At 64.8% G+C, this 16,810-nt stretch carries 16 protein-coding genes and 1 tRNA gene; 6 read left to right on the forward strand and 11 right to left on the reverse strand.

Features of this window, described 5'->3' with window-relative positions; translation table 11 throughout:
- Positions 1-3: 3 nt before the first annotated feature.
- Positions 4-3,735, forward strand: a complete 3,732-nt coding sequence (locus JFY56_RS15230) for a transporter substrate-binding domain-containing protein (RefSeq protein ID WP_208314677.1) — start codon at positions 4-6, stop codon at positions 3,733-3,735.
- A gap of 3 nt (positions 3,736-3,738) precedes the next feature.
- Here the strand turns inward: JFY56_RS15230 and JFY56_RS15235 are convergent, their stop codons facing one another.
- The 6 genes from JFY56_RS15235 to JFY56_RS15260 all read right to left on the reverse strand — a co-directional run bounded on the left by JFY56_RS15235 (position 3,739) and on the right by JFY56_RS15260 (position 7,862).
- Positions 3,739-5,070: a deoxyguanosinetriphosphate triphosphohydrolase gene (locus JFY56_RS15235; RefSeq protein ID WP_208314678.1), complete on the reverse strand. Its 1,332-nt coding sequence runs from the start codon at positions 5,068-5,070 to the stop codon at positions 3,739-3,741.
- 62 nt (positions 5,071-5,132) lie between these two features.
- On the reverse strand, positions 5,133-6,296 hold the full coding sequence (locus JFY56_RS15240) for an EAL domain-containing protein (protein WP_208314679.1): 1,164 nt from the start codon (positions 6,294-6,296) through the stop codon (positions 5,133-5,135).
- A 79-nt stretch (positions 6,297-6,375) separates the two neighbouring features.
- Entirely contained in the window at positions 6,376-6,729 is a 354-nt protein-coding gene (locus JFY56_RS15245; protein WP_208314680.1) for a hypothetical protein, read from the reverse strand.
- Positions 6,726-7,118, reverse strand: coding sequence for a phage holin family protein (locus JFY56_RS15250; protein ID WP_208314681.1), 393 nt, complete (start codon positions 7,116-7,118; stop codon positions 6,726-6,728). The genes JFY56_RS15245 and JFY56_RS15250 overlap by 4 nt, the downstream gene beginning before the upstream one ends.
- 3 nt (positions 7,119-7,121) lie before the next feature.
- A complete protein-coding gene (locus tag JFY56_RS15255) occupies positions 7,122-7,439 on the reverse strand; it encodes a DUF883 family protein (RefSeq protein WP_208314682.1) in 318 nt (105 codons plus the stop codon).
- A gap of 240 nt (positions 7,440-7,679) precedes the next feature.
- Entirely contained in the window at positions 7,680-7,862 is a 183-nt protein-coding gene (locus tag JFY56_RS15260; RefSeq protein WP_208314683.1) for a hypothetical protein, read from the reverse strand.
- On the opposite strand from JFY56_RS15260, the gene JFY56_RS15265 reads away from it, so the two are divergent.
- Complete coding sequence (locus JFY56_RS15265) at positions 7,861-9,069, forward strand: ammonium transporter (protein ID WP_208314684.1); 1,209 nt, start codon at positions 7,861-7,863, stop codon at positions 9,067-9,069. The two genes, JFY56_RS15260 and JFY56_RS15265, sit on opposite strands and share 2 nt — an antisense overlap.
- A gap of 60 nt (positions 9,070-9,129) precedes the next feature.
- Here JFY56_RS15265 and JFY56_RS15270 read toward each other — a convergent pair whose 3' ends face one another.
- Positions 9,130-10,404 carry an OprD family porin gene (locus JFY56_RS15270; RefSeq protein ID WP_208314685.1) on the reverse strand — a complete coding sequence of 425 codons (1,275 nt, stop codon included), beginning with the start codon at positions 10,402-10,404 and terminating at the stop codon, positions 9,130-9,132.
- Between the two features lie 307 nt (positions 10,405-10,711).
- On the opposite strand from JFY56_RS15270, the gene JFY56_RS15275 reads away from it, so the two are divergent.
- Positions 10,712-10,951, forward strand: a complete 240-nt coding sequence (locus JFY56_RS15275) for a glutaredoxin family protein (protein ID WP_208314686.1) — start codon at positions 10,712-10,714, stop codon at positions 10,949-10,951.
- Positions 10,952-11,048: 97 nt separating this feature from the next.
- Here JFY56_RS15275 and JFY56_RS15280 read toward each other — a convergent pair.
- The 3 genes from JFY56_RS15280 to mobA all read right to left on the reverse strand — a co-directional run bounded on the left by JFY56_RS15280 (position 11,049) and on the right by mobA (position 12,172).
- A tRNA-Pro gene (locus JFY56_RS15280) sits at positions 11,049-11,125 on the reverse strand.
- Positions 11,126-11,271: 146 nt separating this feature from the next.
- Positions 11,272-11,493 (reverse strand): YgdI/YgdR family lipoprotein, encoded by a 222-nt coding sequence (locus JFY56_RS15285; RefSeq protein ID WP_208314687.1) that lies wholly within the window; start codon positions 11,491-11,493, stop codon positions 11,272-11,274.
- A 91-nt stretch (positions 11,494-11,584) separates the two neighbouring features.
- Positions 11,585-12,172 (reverse strand): molybdenum cofactor guanylyltransferase MobA, encoded by a 588-nt coding sequence (gene mobA / locus JFY56_RS15290; protein ID WP_208314688.1) that lies wholly within the window; start codon positions 12,170-12,172, stop codon positions 11,585-11,587.
- Between the two features lie 71 nt (positions 12,173-12,243).
- On the opposite strand from mobA, the gene moaB reads away from it, so the two are divergent.
- A complete protein-coding gene (gene moaB / locus JFY56_RS15295) occupies positions 12,244-12,783 on the forward strand; it encodes a molybdenum cofactor biosynthesis protein B (RefSeq protein WP_208314689.1) in 540 nt (179 codons plus the stop codon).
- On the forward strand, positions 12,780-13,994 hold the full coding sequence (locus JFY56_RS15300; RefSeq protein ID WP_208314690.1) for a molybdopterin molybdotransferase MoeA: 1,215 nt from the start codon (positions 12,780-12,782) through the stop codon (positions 13,992-13,994). Before moaB ends, JFY56_RS15300 begins: the two co-directional genes overlap by 4 nt.
- A gap of 72 nt (positions 13,995-14,066) precedes the next feature.
- Here JFY56_RS15300 and gliR read toward each other — a convergent pair whose 3' ends face one another.
- Positions 14,067-15,101: an AraC family transcriptional regulator GliR gene (gliR, locus tag JFY56_RS15305; RefSeq protein WP_208314691.1), complete on the reverse strand. Its 1,035-nt coding sequence runs from the start codon at positions 15,099-15,101 to the stop codon at positions 14,067-14,069.
- A 110-nt stretch (positions 15,102-15,211) separates the two neighbouring features.
- On the opposite strand from gliR, the gene JFY56_RS15310 reads away from it, so the two are divergent.
- Positions 15,212-16,807 carry an FAD-binding oxidoreductase gene (locus JFY56_RS15310; protein ID WP_208314692.1) on the forward strand — a complete coding sequence of 532 codons (1,596 nt, stop codon included), beginning with the start codon at positions 15,212-15,214 and terminating at the stop codon, positions 16,805-16,807.
- The last annotated feature ends 3 nt before the right edge of the window (positions 16,808-16,810 follow it).

Consider the following 16,810-nt stretch of genomic DNA (forward strand, 5'->3'; position numbering starts at 1 on the left):
GCGATGACTGGTCGCTTCGTACGTGCCTTCCTTACGGTTTTCCTGGCCGCTCTTCTGTTGCCCTGTTCGTGTCTCGCACAGGCGGACAATCAGTCGTGGTCTCCCCTGAACCTGTTGGCAAGGCCGGCGAGCGATCGCTTCGTTCCCAATCTGTCGGAGTCCGATTGGCAGTGGCTGAGAAGCAAGCAAAAGCTGGTGGTCGGGGTCACCGATCCGGATTATCCGCCGCTCGATATCACCGCCGGCCAGGGCTCCCTGGAGGGGGTTACCGCGGACTTCCTGGGCATTCTGGGAAGCGCGTTGAACCTGCAGATAGAGGTTCGGCGCTATCCCGACCGGGCCAGCGCTGTCGAGGCCTTGCGTGATGGCCAGATAGATCTGCTGAGCCGCTCGACCAGCTATGAAGCCGAATTTTCCGGCATCGTCCTGTCCGAGCCGTATTTCGCCAACCAGCCTGTCGTTGTCGGACCGCAAGGGAGCCGGGTGAGCGGCGTCGAACAGTTATCCGGCAAGCGTATTGCGATTGTCGGGGACTACTTCTCCAGCCGGGAGGTCGCCAGCTATTACCCGCAGTCGGAGATCGTGAATTTCAACTCCCTCCGGCGCGCGCTGGAAGCGGTTTCCTTGGGTCAGGTCGATTTTTACGTCGGCGATGCCTTCAGCGCCCAGTACCTGATCAGCCAGGGCTATCTGGTCGATCTGAAGATGCTGAACTTCGCGAAGTTCAATTGCGTGGGTTTCAGTTTCGCGCTGAGCGCATCCAGCGAGAACCTGCTGCCCATTCTCAACAAGGTCCTGGACAGTATTCCCGCGCAGGCCCGGCTGGGCATTCAGCGTCGCTGGAGTTCGGGCGCGCCTTATCCGATCCTCGATCAGGAACTGGTCCTGACCGCACAGGAGCAACGCTGGCTCAAGCGGCACCCGCGGCCGGTGCTGACCGTGGATCAGGCGCTCGCGCCGTTGACCTTTTTCGACTCCCAGCAGAATTTCCATGGAATCGTCGCGGACCTGCTGGAGCTCATCTGGGCCAGAACCGGCCTGCAGTTCGAGATTCAACCCTCCGCCTCGATCCCCGAGATGCAGCAGCGGGTACAGCAGGGGCAGGCAAACGCGATCGCCGCCCTGACGCCCAGTCCCGAGCGGGAGGAGCTGCTGGACTTCACCCGTCCGTATCTGAGCACTTCCTTCGTTCTCGTTGCCAGCAAGGCCAATAACCGGATCGGCGGGCTGGCAGACCTGAAGCACAAGCAGGTTGCCCTGCCGCGGGGCTCGGCGGTGGCCTCGTACATCAAGGAGGAATTTCCGGATGTGCGGGTGGTGGAGGTCGAGAACGCTGCCGATGCTTTTCCGCTGGTCAGCGAAGGCAAGGTCGACGCAGCGATACATCTGATGGCCTCGGCCAACTTCCTGATCTCGCGCTACTACCGGAACCTGCGCATCGTCGCGACGCTGGATCGCGAGCCGGGACATTTCTCCTTCGCGGTATCGCACGCGGATCCCGAGTTGCTGAGCATCCTGAACAAGGCATTGCTGGCGATTTCTCCCGATGACATGGCCAACATCGTCAGCCGCTGGTCCACCAGCGTGGAGTCATCCGACAGCGTCTGGGAGGGATACAGGACGCAGCTCTACCAGATGCTGCTGGTCGGCCTGCTGGTACTGGCCCTGGTGCTGCTGTGGAACTGGCGGTTGCAGCTCAAGGTGCGCCGGCGGAACCGCGCCGAAAAGGATCTGAACTACAGGCTCGGGTTCAAGCGGGCTCTGGTCGACGGCATTCCCCACCCCGTCGTCGTTAGGGATCGGGAGGGGCGGGTGCTGACCTGCAACCGAAGCTACCTCGATTTCACCAGGCAGACTCGCGAGCAGGTCTATGGGTCGTATCTTGCCGATGCCACCTGGATGAACCCGCAGCAGGCCGAGGAGCTGCACAGGGAATACCTCAGGGTAATGGACGCAGGTCGGCCACATGCCGCCGACCGTGTTCTCGAGATGCATGGCCAGCGCATGGAGGTCTATCACTGGGCCACGCCTTACCGCAGCGCCACCGGTGCGGTGATTGGTCTGGTGTGCGGGTGGATCGATGTGACCGAGCGCGAGCGCCTGCGTCATCAACTGCAGATCGCCAAGGATCAGGCCGAGGAGGCCAGTCGTACCAAGAGCACTTTCCTCGCGACCATGAGCCATGAGATTCGCACGCCGATGAACGCTGTACTCGGCATGCTGGAGCTTGCCCTGACGAGCAGTGGCTGTGGGGGCTGCCGTGAGGGGCAGCATATCGAGGTGGCGTACGAGTCGGCCAAGTCGCTGCTGCTGCTGATCGGCGACATCCTCGATGTGGCGAAGATCGAGTCCGGCCGTCTGACGTTGATGCCTGAGCGCGCCAAGCTGCGCGAACTGGTCGAGTCGGTCGCCCGGGTCTTCGATGGCCTGGCCAGGCAGAAGGGTTTGCAGCTCAGGCTGGAGATGGATGCTGTCGCGGCCTGCGATGTGCTTATCGACCCGTTGCGCCTCAAGCAGATTCTCTCGAACCTGGTAAGCAACGCCATCAAGTTCACCGACACGGGTTTCGTCAGCATCCGGGTCGGCGCCGATCCATTGGTCGACGATCGCATCGCCCTGGACCTGTCCGTCGAGGACAGCGGGATCGGTATCGCCGAACAGGACCAGGCCCAGATGTTCGAACCGTTCTGCCAGGTGCAGCAGAGCAGCCGCGCATCACGCGGCGGCACGGGGCTCGGGCTGACAATCTGCCGCAAGCTCGCGGAAATGATGGGAGGGACAGTCCGCCTGGAAAGCCGGCCGGGCATTGGGACCAAGGTGAGCGTGAGGCTGGTGCTGCATACGCTGGAACCGCTTCAGGACGAGGCGGTTGCCGGCGGCGTGGCGGAGCACGAACCGCAGGTTTCTCTCAGGATTCTGGCGGTGGACGATCACCCAGCCAACCGCATTCTGCTCATTCAGCAACTGGAGTACCTGGGGCATCAGGTGGTCGTTGCCAACGATGGCGCCATGGCCCTGCAGGTGTGGCACCCGGGTGATTTCGATCTGATCATTACCGACTGCAACATGCCGGTGCTCAGTGGTTACGGTCTGGCCGCCAAGGTTCGCGAAATCGAGCGGGAAATGGATGTCCGGCCATGCATGATCTTCGGCTTCACGGCCAATGCCCAGCCCGATGAAATCGAGCGTTGCCGCAATGCCGGCATGGACGATTGCCTGTTCAAGCCGACCGGGCTGGAAAGCTTGCGGTCGCGGCTGAATCAAGTGCCACGAATAGTCGATTCCGACGATTTGCCAGATGCTCCCATGCCGGCCGGGGATGCTTTCGATCTACTCCTGTTGAAGGAAATGAGCGGCGGCGACTCCGCCATGGTCGGGCGGCTGCTGGAGGAGTTGATCGCCAGCAATCGGGCGGACTCCCAGCGTCTGGAACCGCTGCTGGAGGAAGGGGACCTGCAGCAGTTGGCGGAGCTTGCACATCGCATCAAGGGCGCCGCCCGGCTGGTCCAGGCGGAGTCGCTGTGCAGTCGCTGCGTGGAGCTGGAAGATGCGTGTCGGGATGGCGCGGACGAAAGCCTGCTGCGCAGCAGGGTAATGCAGCTTCAGCAGGCGCTGGACGGCCTGCAGAGCCAGCTGCAGGCCCAGTTGGGAACGGCCCAGGGATGCAGCGATTGCGCATCCGCTTGCGATGAGAACAAGCCGTGCGGAAGGCCGGGCCGGCCTGCCTGGATCTGAAGGTCAGATCGGGCTGGAGCGCCCGGTCATTTCCCTGGCCATTTCCGTGGCATAGCTGTCGGTCATGCCGGCGATGAAATCGATCACTCTCAGGAACGCCTTGTACAGGGGCCAGTGCGGATCGGGGGCATTGTGTCCCAACAGGTCGAGGATGCGCTGGCTCTTGAACGACGGGGTACGCCCGTCGTATTGCTCGAGTGCCGCTCCGCAGAATGAGTTGAGGAGAATTTCCAGGGTCGTGTAGGCGCCGATTTCATGCAGCGTCTTGCGCTTGTCCTGGAAGATCTTCTCCCTGGCCATGGCTTTCGCGCGCAGCACGCAGAGCTTCGCCGGGCCATGCATATGCTCCACCAGGTCGCCTGGAAGACAGCCGGCGAGAAGTGCTTCCTTCTGTTCGACGAAGGCCCGGGCTGCCGCATTGGTGAGGTGCTCGATGGCTTTGCCGCGCAGGATCGCCAGTTTGCGCCGGCGGGAGTCCTGCGGGCCGAGCTGGCGATAGGTTTCCGGCAGGTCGTCGCCCACCAGTCCCAACAGCAGGGCCTCGACCTCGTCGTAGGCGAGCAGCTCCATCTCCAGCCCGTCTTCCAGGTCGATCAGGCCGTAGCAGATGTCATCCGCCGCCTCCATCAGGTAGACCAGCGGATGCCGTGCCCAGCGCTCCTCTTCGATCTGCGGCATGCCGAGCTTGTGGGTGATCTGTTCGAGCAGCGGCAGCTCGCTGCGGTAGCAACCGAACTTGTGTTTCTTGTAGCCCAGCGAATCGGCATGCCGGGCCGTCCACGGGTACTTGAGGTAGGTGCCGAGGGTGGCGTAGGTCAGGCGAGTGCCGCCGTCGAACTGGTGGTATTCCAGTTGGGTGAGCACGCGGAAACCCTGGGCGTTGCCTTCGAAGTGCAGGAAGTCGGCCCGTTCGTCATCGCTCATGTCGTCCAGCCAGCCGCGCATGGAGGCCTGCTGGAACCAGTGGCGGATGGCGTCCTCGCCGGAGTGGCCGAACGGCGGGTTGCCGATGTCGTGGGCCAGGCAGGCGGACTGGACGATCACGCCGAGGTCGCTGGGGTCGCACCATTCCGGCAGCTCGTCGCGGAGCATCTCGCCGACCCGCATGCCCAGCGAACGGCCGACGCAGCCGACTTCGAGGGAGTGAGTCAGGCGCGTGTGGATATGGTCGTTGCTGGAGACCGGATGGACCTGCGTCTTGCGCCCCAGCCGGCGGAAGGCACCGGAGAAAATGATGCGGTCATGGTCCTTGTGGAACGCGCTGCGGCCCAGTTCGGCGCTGCTGTGCACCGGTTTGCCGAGGCGTTCGCGGGGGAGCAGGGTATGCCAGTCCATTCGATCATCCATCCATTCACGACGAATACGAGGCTAGCCGCTCGCCCAGGCAATCTCAACGCTCACAGGCCCTCGGCATCGATATCGATCAGCAGCAGGCGGCGCCCCTGGTCGATGAACATCCCCGCAGTCATGCAGTGCTGGTTGCTGGTGGCGTCCCGATAGGTGCCGGAGAGCATCAGCCGCTGCTCGTCGCCGCCTTCGGCCAGCAGCTGATAGAAATACGGCCGCCATGACCAGTTGTGCCCGAGGTAGCGGCGATCCTCCTTCCAGAACAGCCCCTTCCATTCGAGGTTCGGCGAGGTCTGTGTGCCGTGGCGGTCGCATTGATAGATGCGCAGCACCCGTGGGCAGAACTCCGGGTCGGGCAGGCTGCTGAGAATGGCGCCGCTTTCCGCCCAGGGACGCAGGCGGGCCATGAAGTCGGCCAACTGCTGGCGCAGCTCCAGAAGATTCGAGCGCTCCTTGAGCTTGCGCTGCACGTAGCGATCGCGCAGCTGCGCAAACAATTCCCGGTAGGTATCGCTGGCGGGAAAGTCGAGAGCAGGGCGGCCGAACAGGAAACCCTGCACGTAGCGGGCGCCGCACTCCAGGGCGAAGTCCAGTTCCTCCGCGGTCTCGATGCCTTCGGCGATGATCCAGCAGCCGGTCTTTTCCGCCATCTGCGCCAGCGCCCTGACCACCTCGCCACTGGGCCCGCCGCGGGCGGCCTGCTGGAACAGGCGCATGTCGAGCTTGAGGATGTCCGGTTGCAGGGCCAGCACCCGGTCGAGCTGCGAGTAGCCGGCACCGAAGTCGTCGATGGCGATCCGTGCGCCGGCCTCACGGTAGCGCGCCACCACTTCCGGCAGGCGCTGATAACCGCCGCCCAGCTCGGTGATCTCGAAGACCACGCGCTGCGGGGCGACTCCCTGCTGCTGCAATTGCTTCAGGCTCGGCAGCGGCTGGTTGGGGCGCAGGCGGCTGATCCAGCGCGGCGAGATGTTCAGGCTGAGGAACCAATCCCCGGGCGCCTCGTGAATTCGGGCCAGGGCGTCGTCGCGGATCTGCCGGTCCAGTTGGCGCAGGGTCGGCGGCCGCATCTTCGGATCGAAGAACAGCGGTCCGACCGAAAGCAGTTCGCCATCGGGCTGGCGCAACCGGCCGAGCGCCTCGACGCCGGCGATCAGGCCGGTGGCGGTGTCGATGAAGGGCTGGAAGCAGGCGATTGGTTGCCCATCTATCAAGGGACACATCCTTAGTTGCACGGCTGGGAAAGTGCGGGTGCACCTGCCTGACGCTGCAAGAATGCGGCCACCCGACAGCTCAGAGATGCGTGCCGGGCGGTGGCGGTGCGTCCTCGGTGCCGCTCGTTGTGCTCAGCTTGAAGAGCAGCGGGGCCAGCGCGATTGCCAGGCGCAGCAGCCGGCTCCATTTCCGATTGCGGCCGGCGAGCAGTGCCAGCAGGACGGCGCCGCCGGTGCCCGCCCACAGCGGGACATTGCCGCGCAGTTGCTGCCGCACGCTCTGCCCAAGATTCCGTGCCTGCCGCAGCGGCCGCAGCACCTGCTGGCTTTCATGCACCAGTTGCTGCCGCTGCAGTTCCAGGCGCAGGCGGATGATGGTCTTGCGCAGCTCGTGCCGGGGCTGGCGGGTGACGGGTTGTGGTCGTTCGCTCATGGCAGCAGCCGCTCCCTGTCGCGGGCGAGTTCCTCAAGGGTGGCGCTGAACGGCGAGCTTTCATCGTCGCTCATCGCACGCAGGCGCCAGATGCAGAAGAGGCAGCCGAGCCCGTGGAACAGGCAGAGGCCGATGGCTGCCTGCAGGCGGTAGGTATCCCAGAAGACCACCATGACCAGCGCCGACAGGCCCACCAGCAGAAGCATGGCGAAGACCAGGCAGAAGCCCGCCAGCAGCAGGAGTTTCAGCAGGTGGCCTTTCTGTTCCTGCAGTTCGACGCCGAACAGCTCGACGTGGCCCTCCAGCAGGCCGAGGAATGCGGCAGCGAGGCGCCGCAGGGAGGGGCGGTTGGCCGAACTGTCCGGGCCGGCATCCTTTCCGTCGGTCATGGATCAGCGCCGGCTCACCAGCAAACCGAGCAGGAAGCCGATTCCCGCTGCGATCCCCACCGCCTGCAAGGGGTTCTCCCGCACATAGGTTTCGGTGGCATCGACGGCGGCCTGTCCCTGATCGCGTACCGACGATCGGGTCACGTCCAGGGCCTCGCGGGCGCGTTTCAGGCTGGAGTGAAGCTGTTCGCGCAACTGGTCGGCTTCCGCACCCGCCAGGTTGGCGGAGCTGTGCAGGAGTTTTTCCGTATCGCTGACCAGGGCCTGGAATTCGGCGAGAAGTTCATCCTTGGCGGCTTCCACAGCAGGCTTGTGCGGCATGTCGTGCTCCTTGGCTTGACGGGGGTTACTGGTTTCGAGCCCCGTCTTCAGGGGAAGTTTCCACTTTTTTCGGCGCCGTGGCTGCCGGCGCGTCCCGTGTGGTCGTAAGCAGATAAGTGAAGACCAGCCTTGGCGAATGCGCCTCATGGTATGCGGCTTGCAATCCGCTGGTGCATTGGGAAGTGAGCGCGCCCGCATACGGGGCGCTCCGGAATATACGGATATTGCTGAAAACCTCCATCAATCAACGGAAAAAACTGGAGAAAAACCAAATCGATGGAACATCCGGCAGGCAGCCAGGCGGCTGAACGAAGCCGGAGTTCCGGTCATACCGGGTCGGCATTGCGTCATTGTGGTGCGGATTCTGGTGGTGGCGAGCTGTTTTGGTGCTTTCTGGACCACTTTGGAGCTGCCGATATTCATGGATAACCTGAATAGTGCCGTGGAAACGCTGATCCACGGCTCCAATACCCTTTTCATCCTCATCGGCGCGGTCATGGTGCTCGCCATGCACGCCGGATTCGCCTTTCTCGAAGTCGGCACTGTCCGTCTGAAGAACCAGGTCAATGCGCTGTCGAAGATCCTCTCCGACTTCGCCATTTCCGCGCTGGCCTACTTCTTCATCGGCTACTGGATCTCCTATGGGGTGACCTTCCTGCAGCCGGCTGCGGAGCTGACCAGCGAGAACGGCTATGCGCTGGTGAAGTTCTTCTTCCTGCTGACCTTCGCGGCGGCCATCCCGGCGATCATCTCCGGCGGTATTGCCGAGCGGGCCCGGTTCTGCCCGCAGCTGTGCGCGACCGCTCTGATCGTCGCCTTCGTCTATCCGTTCTTCGAGGGGCTCGCCTGGAACGGCAATTTCGGCGTGCAGGACTGGCTGAAGGCGGAGTTCGGCGCGAGCTTCCACGACTTCGCCGGTTCGGTGGTGGTGCATGCCTTCGGCGGCTGGCTGGCTCTGGCGGCGGTGCTGCTGCTCGGTTCGCGCAACGGCCGCTATCGCGAAGGGCGCCTGGTGGCCTTTGCGCCGTCGAACATCCCGCTGCTCGCGCTCGGTTCGTGGATTCTCATCGTCGGCTGGTTCGGCTTCAACGTGATGAGTGCGCAGACCCTGAGCGGCGCCAGCGGACTGGTGGCGGTCAACTCGCTGCTGGCGATGGTCGGCGGCACGGTCGCTGCCCTGGTGGTGGGGCGCAATGACCCGGGCTTCCTGCACAACGGCCCGCTGGCCGGCCTGGTGGCGGTCTGTGCCGGTTCCGACCTGATGCATCCGGTCGGCGCCCTGGCGACCGGTCTGGTGGCCGGCGCGCTGTTCGTCTGGACCTTCACCGCCGCACAGGTCAAATGGAAGATCGACGACGTGCTCGGCGTGTGGCCGCTGCACGGCCTCTGCGGCGTGTGGGGCGGCATCGCCTGCGGAATCTTCGGCCAGGAAGCGCTGGGTGGCCTGGGCGGTGTGAGCATGGTCAGCCAACTGATTGGCACCGCGCTGGGCGTGTTGATCGCCTTCGCCGGCGGCGTGCTGGTGTACGGCCTGGTCAAGGCGCTGGTGGGCATTCGCCTGAGCCAGGAGCAGGAGTACTACGGCGCGGACCTGTCGATCCACAAGATCGGCGCGGTCAACCAGGAATAAGCGCGCTCCGGAAATGAAAAAGCCCGGCCATTGCGGCCGGGCTTTCGTTCATCTGCCGTATTACCAGAGCGGCATTACGTAGCTGACGATTAGACGGTTCTCGTCGAGATCATTGGCGAAGTTGGAGCGCACGCTCGCATTACGCCATTTCAGCCCGAGGTTCTTCAGCGGGCCTTCCTGGAACACGTAGGCGATGTCGGTGTTGCGTTCCCATTCCTTGCCTTCCTGGTTATTGGTCAACTGGTCGACGTTGTCGCCGTTGACGTAGCGGGTCATGAAGGTCAGGCCGGGAATGCCGACGCTGGCGAAGTTGAAGTCGTAGCGCGCCTGCCAGGATTTCTCGTCCTTGTTGGCGAAGTCGCTGATCTGGATGTAGTTCACCAGGAACGGGTCGGTGCCGTTGATGTAGGCGAAACCGGTATCGCCGCTCATCTTCTGGTAGCCGAGGCCGAAGGCGTGGCCGCCCAGGCTGTAGGTGAACATGGCGTTCAGCGCATCGTTGTCGACGTTGCTGCTGCCGTCATCCGAGGAGTGCCCGTAGCGCAGGTCGGACTTCAGCGACTGCTTGTCGGCGATCGGCCACACGTGCACCAGGTTCAGGTAGTGCTGCGAGTAGAAGTCCTCCAGCTTGCCGTAGTGGTAGCTGGTGGTGAGGTTGTCGGTCCACTTGTAGCCGAGGCCGGCGAAATCGAACTTGTCCGAGGTGGTGCCAGCGTCGAAGCGGATGTTGCGCTTGGCGCCGCTGGTGATGGTCATGTCCTCGTAGTCCTGGGAATCGCGCTGGTTCACCTGGGTCAGGCGGCCGGCGTCGAAGGTCAGGTTGTCGATTTCCATCGAGTTCAGCGAGCCGCCGCTGAAGGTCTGCGGCAGCAGACGGGTGTCGTTGGCCTGCACCACCGGCAGTTTCGGCAGCAGGGTGCCGCCTTTCAGCACGCTCTTGGAGACGCGCACCTTGGCGGTCGCACCGAGGTCGCCATAGCTGTCCTGCGCGCGGCCGGTCTCGCGGTCGCGTTGCAGCAGACCGGAGCCGCTGCGGTCGGGGCTGGAGTCGAGCTTCAGGCCGAGATCGGCCAGCGCATCGATGCCGAAGCCGACGACGCCTTCGGTGAAGCCGGACTCGTACTTGAGGATGAAACCCTGCGCCCATTCTTCCTGCTTGTTCTGGGCGGGCGCAGGATCGTTGGCCTGGCGGAAATCACGGTTGAAATAGAAGTTGCGCAACTCGACGCTGGCCTTGCTGTCCTTGATGAACTCGGCATGGGCAATGGTCGGAAGGGTAAGGCTGGAACCCAGCGTGGCCAGGGCCACGGCGCGGGCGATCGGGGTCTTGCTCATTGTTATTGTCTCCTCGAGCGCTTTGGGCAGACCGGTGACGCCCGATTCATCGTGGGAAGGGCATGCCGGTCCGTTACAACCTGATTAATAAATCATTACAAAGAACTTAAGGCTCTTAGACCTTAGTCGTTGACTTGAAAGCTGGCTAATGCATGTGCGGAACATCCTGGTGGAGGATCGCAAGGTCGCGCGGGGCGGGGCGTTGGAGCGAGTTTCAAGGCGGTCGCCAGCTCGCGCATAATTGTCTGCGCGCCACGGTGCGCGGATTGCCAGGCACGATGGCCGGCGAATTCACGAGGAGGAAGAAATGGGTCCGGAATGCCAGCTGTTCGGCACACTTGGTTGCCACCTGTGCGAAGTGGCGGAAGCACTGCTGATGCCTTTCGTCGAGCATGGCCTGCTCGTCGAGCTGGTGGATATCGCCGATCGCGAGGAGTGGGTGGAGCGCTACGGACTGAGCATTCCGGTGCTGCGCCGTTGCGATACCGGTGCGGAACTGAACTGGCCGTTCGACGCGGAGCAGGTGGCGGATTTCCTCAGCCGCTGAGCTGGGCGGCGAGCGTTCGTCTCGCCCCGTCCTGTTTCCGCGGGGCACAAATCGCAGGCAATAAAAAACCCGCCGTTTAGGCGGGTTTTTCGGGATTTGGTCGGAGCGACTGGATTCGAACCAGCGACCTTCTCGTCCCGAACGAGACGCGCTACCAAGCTGCGCTACGCTCCGTTTGATGGCGCGCATTCTACCGAAAAAGTTTTGATGCACAAGGGGTTAGCGAAAATTTTTTTCGCGGGCGGGTTTTCCGGGGGGAGAAAAACGAACGCCCCGCAGGCTGGCGATATCCTGCGGGGCGTCGATCAGGGATGGAGGAATCAGAGTTCCTTGACGGACCGAACCTGGTCCTTGTTCACGCGAACGCGCTTGCCATCCAGTTGCTCGAATACATAGAAGCCGGACTCGCTGTCGTATTCGGGCGAATCGACTGCCTGGATTTCACGGCCATCGTTCAGGGTGATGACGCTCGGGCTGGAGCAGCCTGCGAGGGCTCCCAGGCCGAGGGCAAGCAGAAGGGCCGGTAGCATCCGTTTGTTCATGGGTAGTCTCCTGTGGATAAAGCAGGCACATAGATACCCAACTGGGACCGAAGTTCCGCATGACGAGTTCCGGAGTTTTTCCGCAGCCTCTCTAGATTGGCCTTTCCAGCAGTTCCGGTGTGTTCAGGTTGGCCAGTCGCGGGTCGTCGACCGCACACGGCACCGCCTGCACGCCGAGCGGCAGCAGCACGTGGCGCGGGCTGCGCTCGCCGCGTTGCCAGGCCGCTTCGACCTGCGGGGCGATGGCGCGGGGCAGCAGGCAGAACAGTGGCTCCCATTGCTCGCCGACGCGGATCATCTGGACCTGCTCCGGCGCCACGACGGAGGACTGGCGCAGGCTTTCCAGCAAGGCCATATCCAGCCGCGGCGCATCGCAGGGCAGCACCAGCAGCCAGGGGTGGCGAGCCACGGCGAGACCGGCGCGGATGCCGGCCAGCGGGCCGGGGAAGTCGCTGGTGTCGTCGCTGACCAGGCGGTCGGCGAGATCGGCATAGCGTTCGGCGTTGCGGTTGCAGGAAATGATCAGGTCGTCGGTCAGCGGGCGGACCAGATCATGCAGATAACTGATCAGAGGGCGCCCCCGCCACTCCAGCAATCCCTTGTCCTGGCCGCCCATGCGCTGGCCGCGACCGCCGGCGAGAATCAGCACTGAACAGGGGGGCAGGGTGGTGTCGGGCATGGCGGGGTCTCCGGGTTGGGCCTGTGATATAACACCTCGCATCCAAACCTCACAAGCAAGGGTCTTCTCCCATGAGCCACAAGGCCGAGCAGGCATTCGTCCCGCTGAACATCGCCGTTCTCACCGTCAGCGATACCCGCACCCAGGAAACCGACACGTCCGGCCAACTGTTCGTCGACCGCCTGCAGGCCGCCGGCCACAATCTTGCCGCGCGGGTGCTACTGAAGGACGACCTGTACCGCATCCGCGCCCAGGTCGCCGCCTGGATCGCCGAAGACGACGTGCAGGTGGTGCTGATCACCGGCGGCACCGGCTTCACCGGCCGCGACAGCACGCCGGAGGCGGTCGCCTGCCTGCTGGACAAGCAGGTGGACGGCTTCGGCGAACTGTTCCGGCAGATTTCCGTGGCCGACATCGGCACCTCCACCGTGCAGTCGCGCGCGCTGGCCGGCCTCTCCAACGGCACCCTGGTCTGCTGCCTGCCGGGCTCGACCAATGCCTGCCGCACCGCCTGGGACGGCATCCTCGCCGAGCAGCTGGACGCCCGTCACCGGCCGTGCAACTTCGTCCCGCACCTGAAGCAGGCGCCGCTGTGCGAGAGCCGCGGATGAGCGGTTGCGACAAACCCGGGCTGTTGCCGGTCGAGGAGGCGCTGGCGCGCCTGCTTGCCCTGGCGGAACAGGCGCCGATCACCGATTGCGAAAACGTCGGCCTGAACGACGCCGATGGCCGCGTGCTGGCCGAGCCGCTGGTCTCCACGCTCGACCTGCCGCCATGGCCGAACAGCGCCATGGACGGCTACGCGCTGCGCCATGCCGACTGGCAGGGCGAGGCGCTGGCAGTGAGCCAGAAGATCTTCGCCGGCCAGGCGCCGGCGCCGCTGCAGCCGGGCACTTGCGCGCGGATCTTCACCGGTGCGCCGTTGCCCGAAGGCGCGGACACCGTGGAGATGCAGGAAAACGCCGAAGTGCTCGCCGATGGCCGCGTGTCGTTCCGCGAGCCGCTGAAGGCCGGCCAGCATGTGCGCCCGCAAGGCCAGGAAACCCGCACGGGCGAGCAGGTGCTGGATGCGGGGACGGTTCTCGGGCCGATCAGCATCGGTCTGGCGGCGACCCTCGGCCAGGCCGAGCTGCGCGTGCGCCGTCGTCCGCGCGTGGCCGTGCTGTCGACCGGCGACGAACTGGTCGAGCCGGGCACCGCGCTGGGCGCCGGGCAGATCTACAACAGCAACCGCTATTTGCTGAAAAGCTGGCTGACCCGTCTCGGCTGCGAGGTGGTGGATGCCGGCATCCTGCCCGACGACCTGGCGCGTACCCGCGAGAAACTTGGTGCGCTGTCAGAGGTGGACCTGATCCTCTCCACCGGCGGTGTGTCGGTGGGCGAGGCGGACTTCCTCGGCATGGCCCTGCGCGAAGCCGGCGAGTTGGCGCTGTGGAAGCTGGCGATCAAGCCGGGCAAGCCGCTGACTGTCGGCCACTACCAGGGCGTGCCGGTGATCGGCCTGCCGGGCAACCCGGCCTCCAGCCTGGTGACCTTCGCCCTGCTGGCACGGCCCTATCTGCTGCGCCGCCTCGGCGTGCAGGACGTCGAGCCGCTGGGCTTCAGCGTGCCGGCCGGTTTCACCTGGAGCAAACCGGGCAATCGCCGCGAATACCTGCGCGGGCGTCTGGAGAATGGCCGGGCGGTGCCTTCTTCCAACCAGAGTTCCGGCGTGCTGCGCAGCGCCGCCTGGGCAGAAGGGTTAGTGGAGGTGCGCGAAGGAACGACCCTTGCCGAAGGCGATATGGTGACGTTCATTCCGTTCACTGAAGTGCTGATGTAGGTTGGGCTGAGGTACGAAGCCCAACGATGCAGCGCTCGACTGATGTTGGGCTTCACTGCGTTCAGCACCAACCTACGCGCTAACCGCTAGCTTCTTTCGTTCCTGGCGGAATTCCCCCGGCGTCATTCCCGTCCAGCCCTTGAAACTGCGGTGGAACGAGCGCGGCTCGCCGAAGCCGAGGTATTGGGCGATGTCCTGGATCGGCAGCTCGCTGTGCAATAGATAGTGGCTGGCGAGTTCCTGGCGCAGTTCGTCGAGAATCTGCTGGTAGCTGCTGCCGGCCTGCTGCAGGTGGCGCTGCAGTGTGCGCAGGGTCATGCCGAAATGCTCGGCGACGCGTTCCTTGCGCGGCAGTCCATCCTTGAGCAACTGGCGCAGGGCGTTCTTCACCCGCTGCGGCAGCGGTTCGTCGTCATCCAGCCCGGCCAGCAGCGCCATGGCGTGTTCTTCCAGGGTGCGCAGCAGCCCGGCGTCGGCCTGGCGCAATGGGTGGGCGAGCAGTTCCTGCGGGACCAGTAGCGCGTTGCACGGCTGGCCGAAACGTACCGGACAGCCGAACTCGCGCTCGTGCTCGGCCAGTTCGATTGCCGCCGGCTGCGCGTGCTCGAACCAGACCTCCTGCGGCGAGGCATCGCTGTCGGCGATCCAGCGTGCATAGCGCAGCCAGGAGGCGAGCACGTTCTCCACCATGTGCCGGCGGACTTCCCCGGGCTGGTGGCGGCAGGTCCAGATCAGCCGCACATGGCCGTCGCCCGGCTCCAGCCGCGTCACGCCCATGTCTCCCACCAGCTTCTCGTACGGCATGATGCGTGCCATCGCCTCGCCGAGGCTGGCGCAATTCATGGTGATGTAGCCGAGCACGCTCCACGAGCCAGGCTGGACGAAGCGCGCCGAATGCAGGCCGAACAGCGGGTCGCCGGAGTGTTCGGCGAAGTGCGCGAGCAGGCGTTCGTGGGTTTCGCCGGGCAGGCGCCGGCGGTTGTCGTCGAGCAACTGGCGGCTCAGGCCGGCGGCCTGTAGCGTGGCGTCGAGGTCCATGCCGAGTTGTTCGGCATGGCGCAGGTACTTCTGCAGGGCGGGAACCGAAGTCTGGCCGAGGTTGTGCATTCTTGTTGTGTCTCGATCGGCGAGTGGGGCTGTCCCGATCCGACAGTGACAGTCCCGGGCGGCTGGCTAGTATAGGCAGCCAGTGCAGGGCATCGGAACAGGAGCGGGGCATGCGACGCTGGAACGGTTGGGGCGACGAAGGAACGTACATGGAGTTGCCGGACACCAGCCGCGCATTCCTCGCCGAACTGGTCGGCCCCGGCAATCCGCTGGCCGATGCCAGCCTCGACAGCGTGCTGGCGAAAGTGCCGGCCTCGCGCCTGCCCGGGCATCCGCTGATCGTCCGCGAGCCGCGCGACCGCGTGCTGCATGCCCGCGGCCAGAGCCTGCCGGACTGGCTGGCGATGCGCGAAGGCGAGTTCGGCGTGTTCCCCGATGGCGTGGCCTATCCGCAGACCGCCGGGCAGATTCGCGAACTGCTGCGTTTCGCCGAGGAGCAGGATTGCCTGCTGATCCCCTATGGCGGCGGCACCTCGGTGGCCGGGCACATCAATCCGCCGGCCGCCGACAAACCGGTGCTGACCGTCTCCCTCGAACACATGAGCCGCCTGCTGGAACTGGACGAAGAAAGCCTGATCGCCACCTTCGGTCCCGGCGCCAATGGTCCGCAGGTGGAAAGCCAGTTGCGCGCCCGTGGCTATACCCTCGGGCACTTCCCGCAGTCCTGGGAACTGTCGACCCTTGGCGGCTGGGTCGCCAGCCGTTCCAGCGGCCAGCAGTCGCTGCGCTACGGTCGCATCGAGCAGCTGTTCGCCGGCGGCACCCTGGAAACATTCGCCGGCAGCCTGGAAATCCCCACCTTCCCTGCATCCTCCGCCGGCCCGGACCTGCGCGAGATGGTGCTCGGCTCCGAGGGGCGCTTCGGCATCATTTCCACGGTCAAGGTGCGGGTCAGCCGCCTCGCCGACGACGAGCGCTTCTATGCGGTGTTCCTGCCCGGTTGGGAGCAGGCGCTGCAAGCGATCCGCGAACTGGCCCAGTCCCGCGTGCAGCTGTCCATGCTGCGCCTGTCGAACGCCATCGAAACCACCACGCAACTGGCGCTGGCCGGTCATCCCGGGCAGATCGCCTGGCTGGAGCGCTATCTGAAGTGGCGCGGCGCGGGGGAGGGCAAGTGCATGCTGACCTTCGGCGTCACCGGCTCGCGGGCGCAGAATGCCGCGTCGCTGAAGCTGGCCAGGCGGTTGCTGAAGGATTTCGGCGGCGTGTTCACCGGCACCCTGCTGGGGCGCAAGTGGGCCGACGGGCGCTTCCGTTTCCCCTACCTGCGCGAGAGCCTGTGGCAGGCCGGCTACGTGGTGGACACTCTGGAAACCGCCACCGACTGGTCGAACGTCGGCAACCTGCTCGGCCGGATCGAGACGAGCCTGCGCGACGGGCTGGCGGCGGAGGGCGAGCGGGTGCACGTGTTCACTCACCTGTCGCACGTCTACGGCGAAGGTTCGAGCATCTATACCACCTATGTATTCCGCCCGGCGGCGAGCTACGCGGCGACCCTGGAACGCTGGCGCCGGCTCAAGCATGCCGCCAGCCAGACGATTGCCGAGAACCGCGGCACCATCAGCCACCAGCACGGCGTGGGCAAGGACCATGCGCCCTGGCTGGCGGCGGAGAAGGGCCCGCTGGGCATGGCGGCGCTGAAGGCCATGGCCGCGCATTTCGATCCCGCCGGCCGGCTCAACCCCGGCACCCTGCTGCAGGACTGACCC

Origin of the sequence: Pseudomonas schmalbachii, assembly GCF_017589465.1 — a bacterium.
Classification (GTDB): domain Bacteria; phylum Pseudomonadota; class Gammaproteobacteria; order Pseudomonadales; family Pseudomonadaceae; genus Pseudomonas; species Pseudomonas schmalbachii.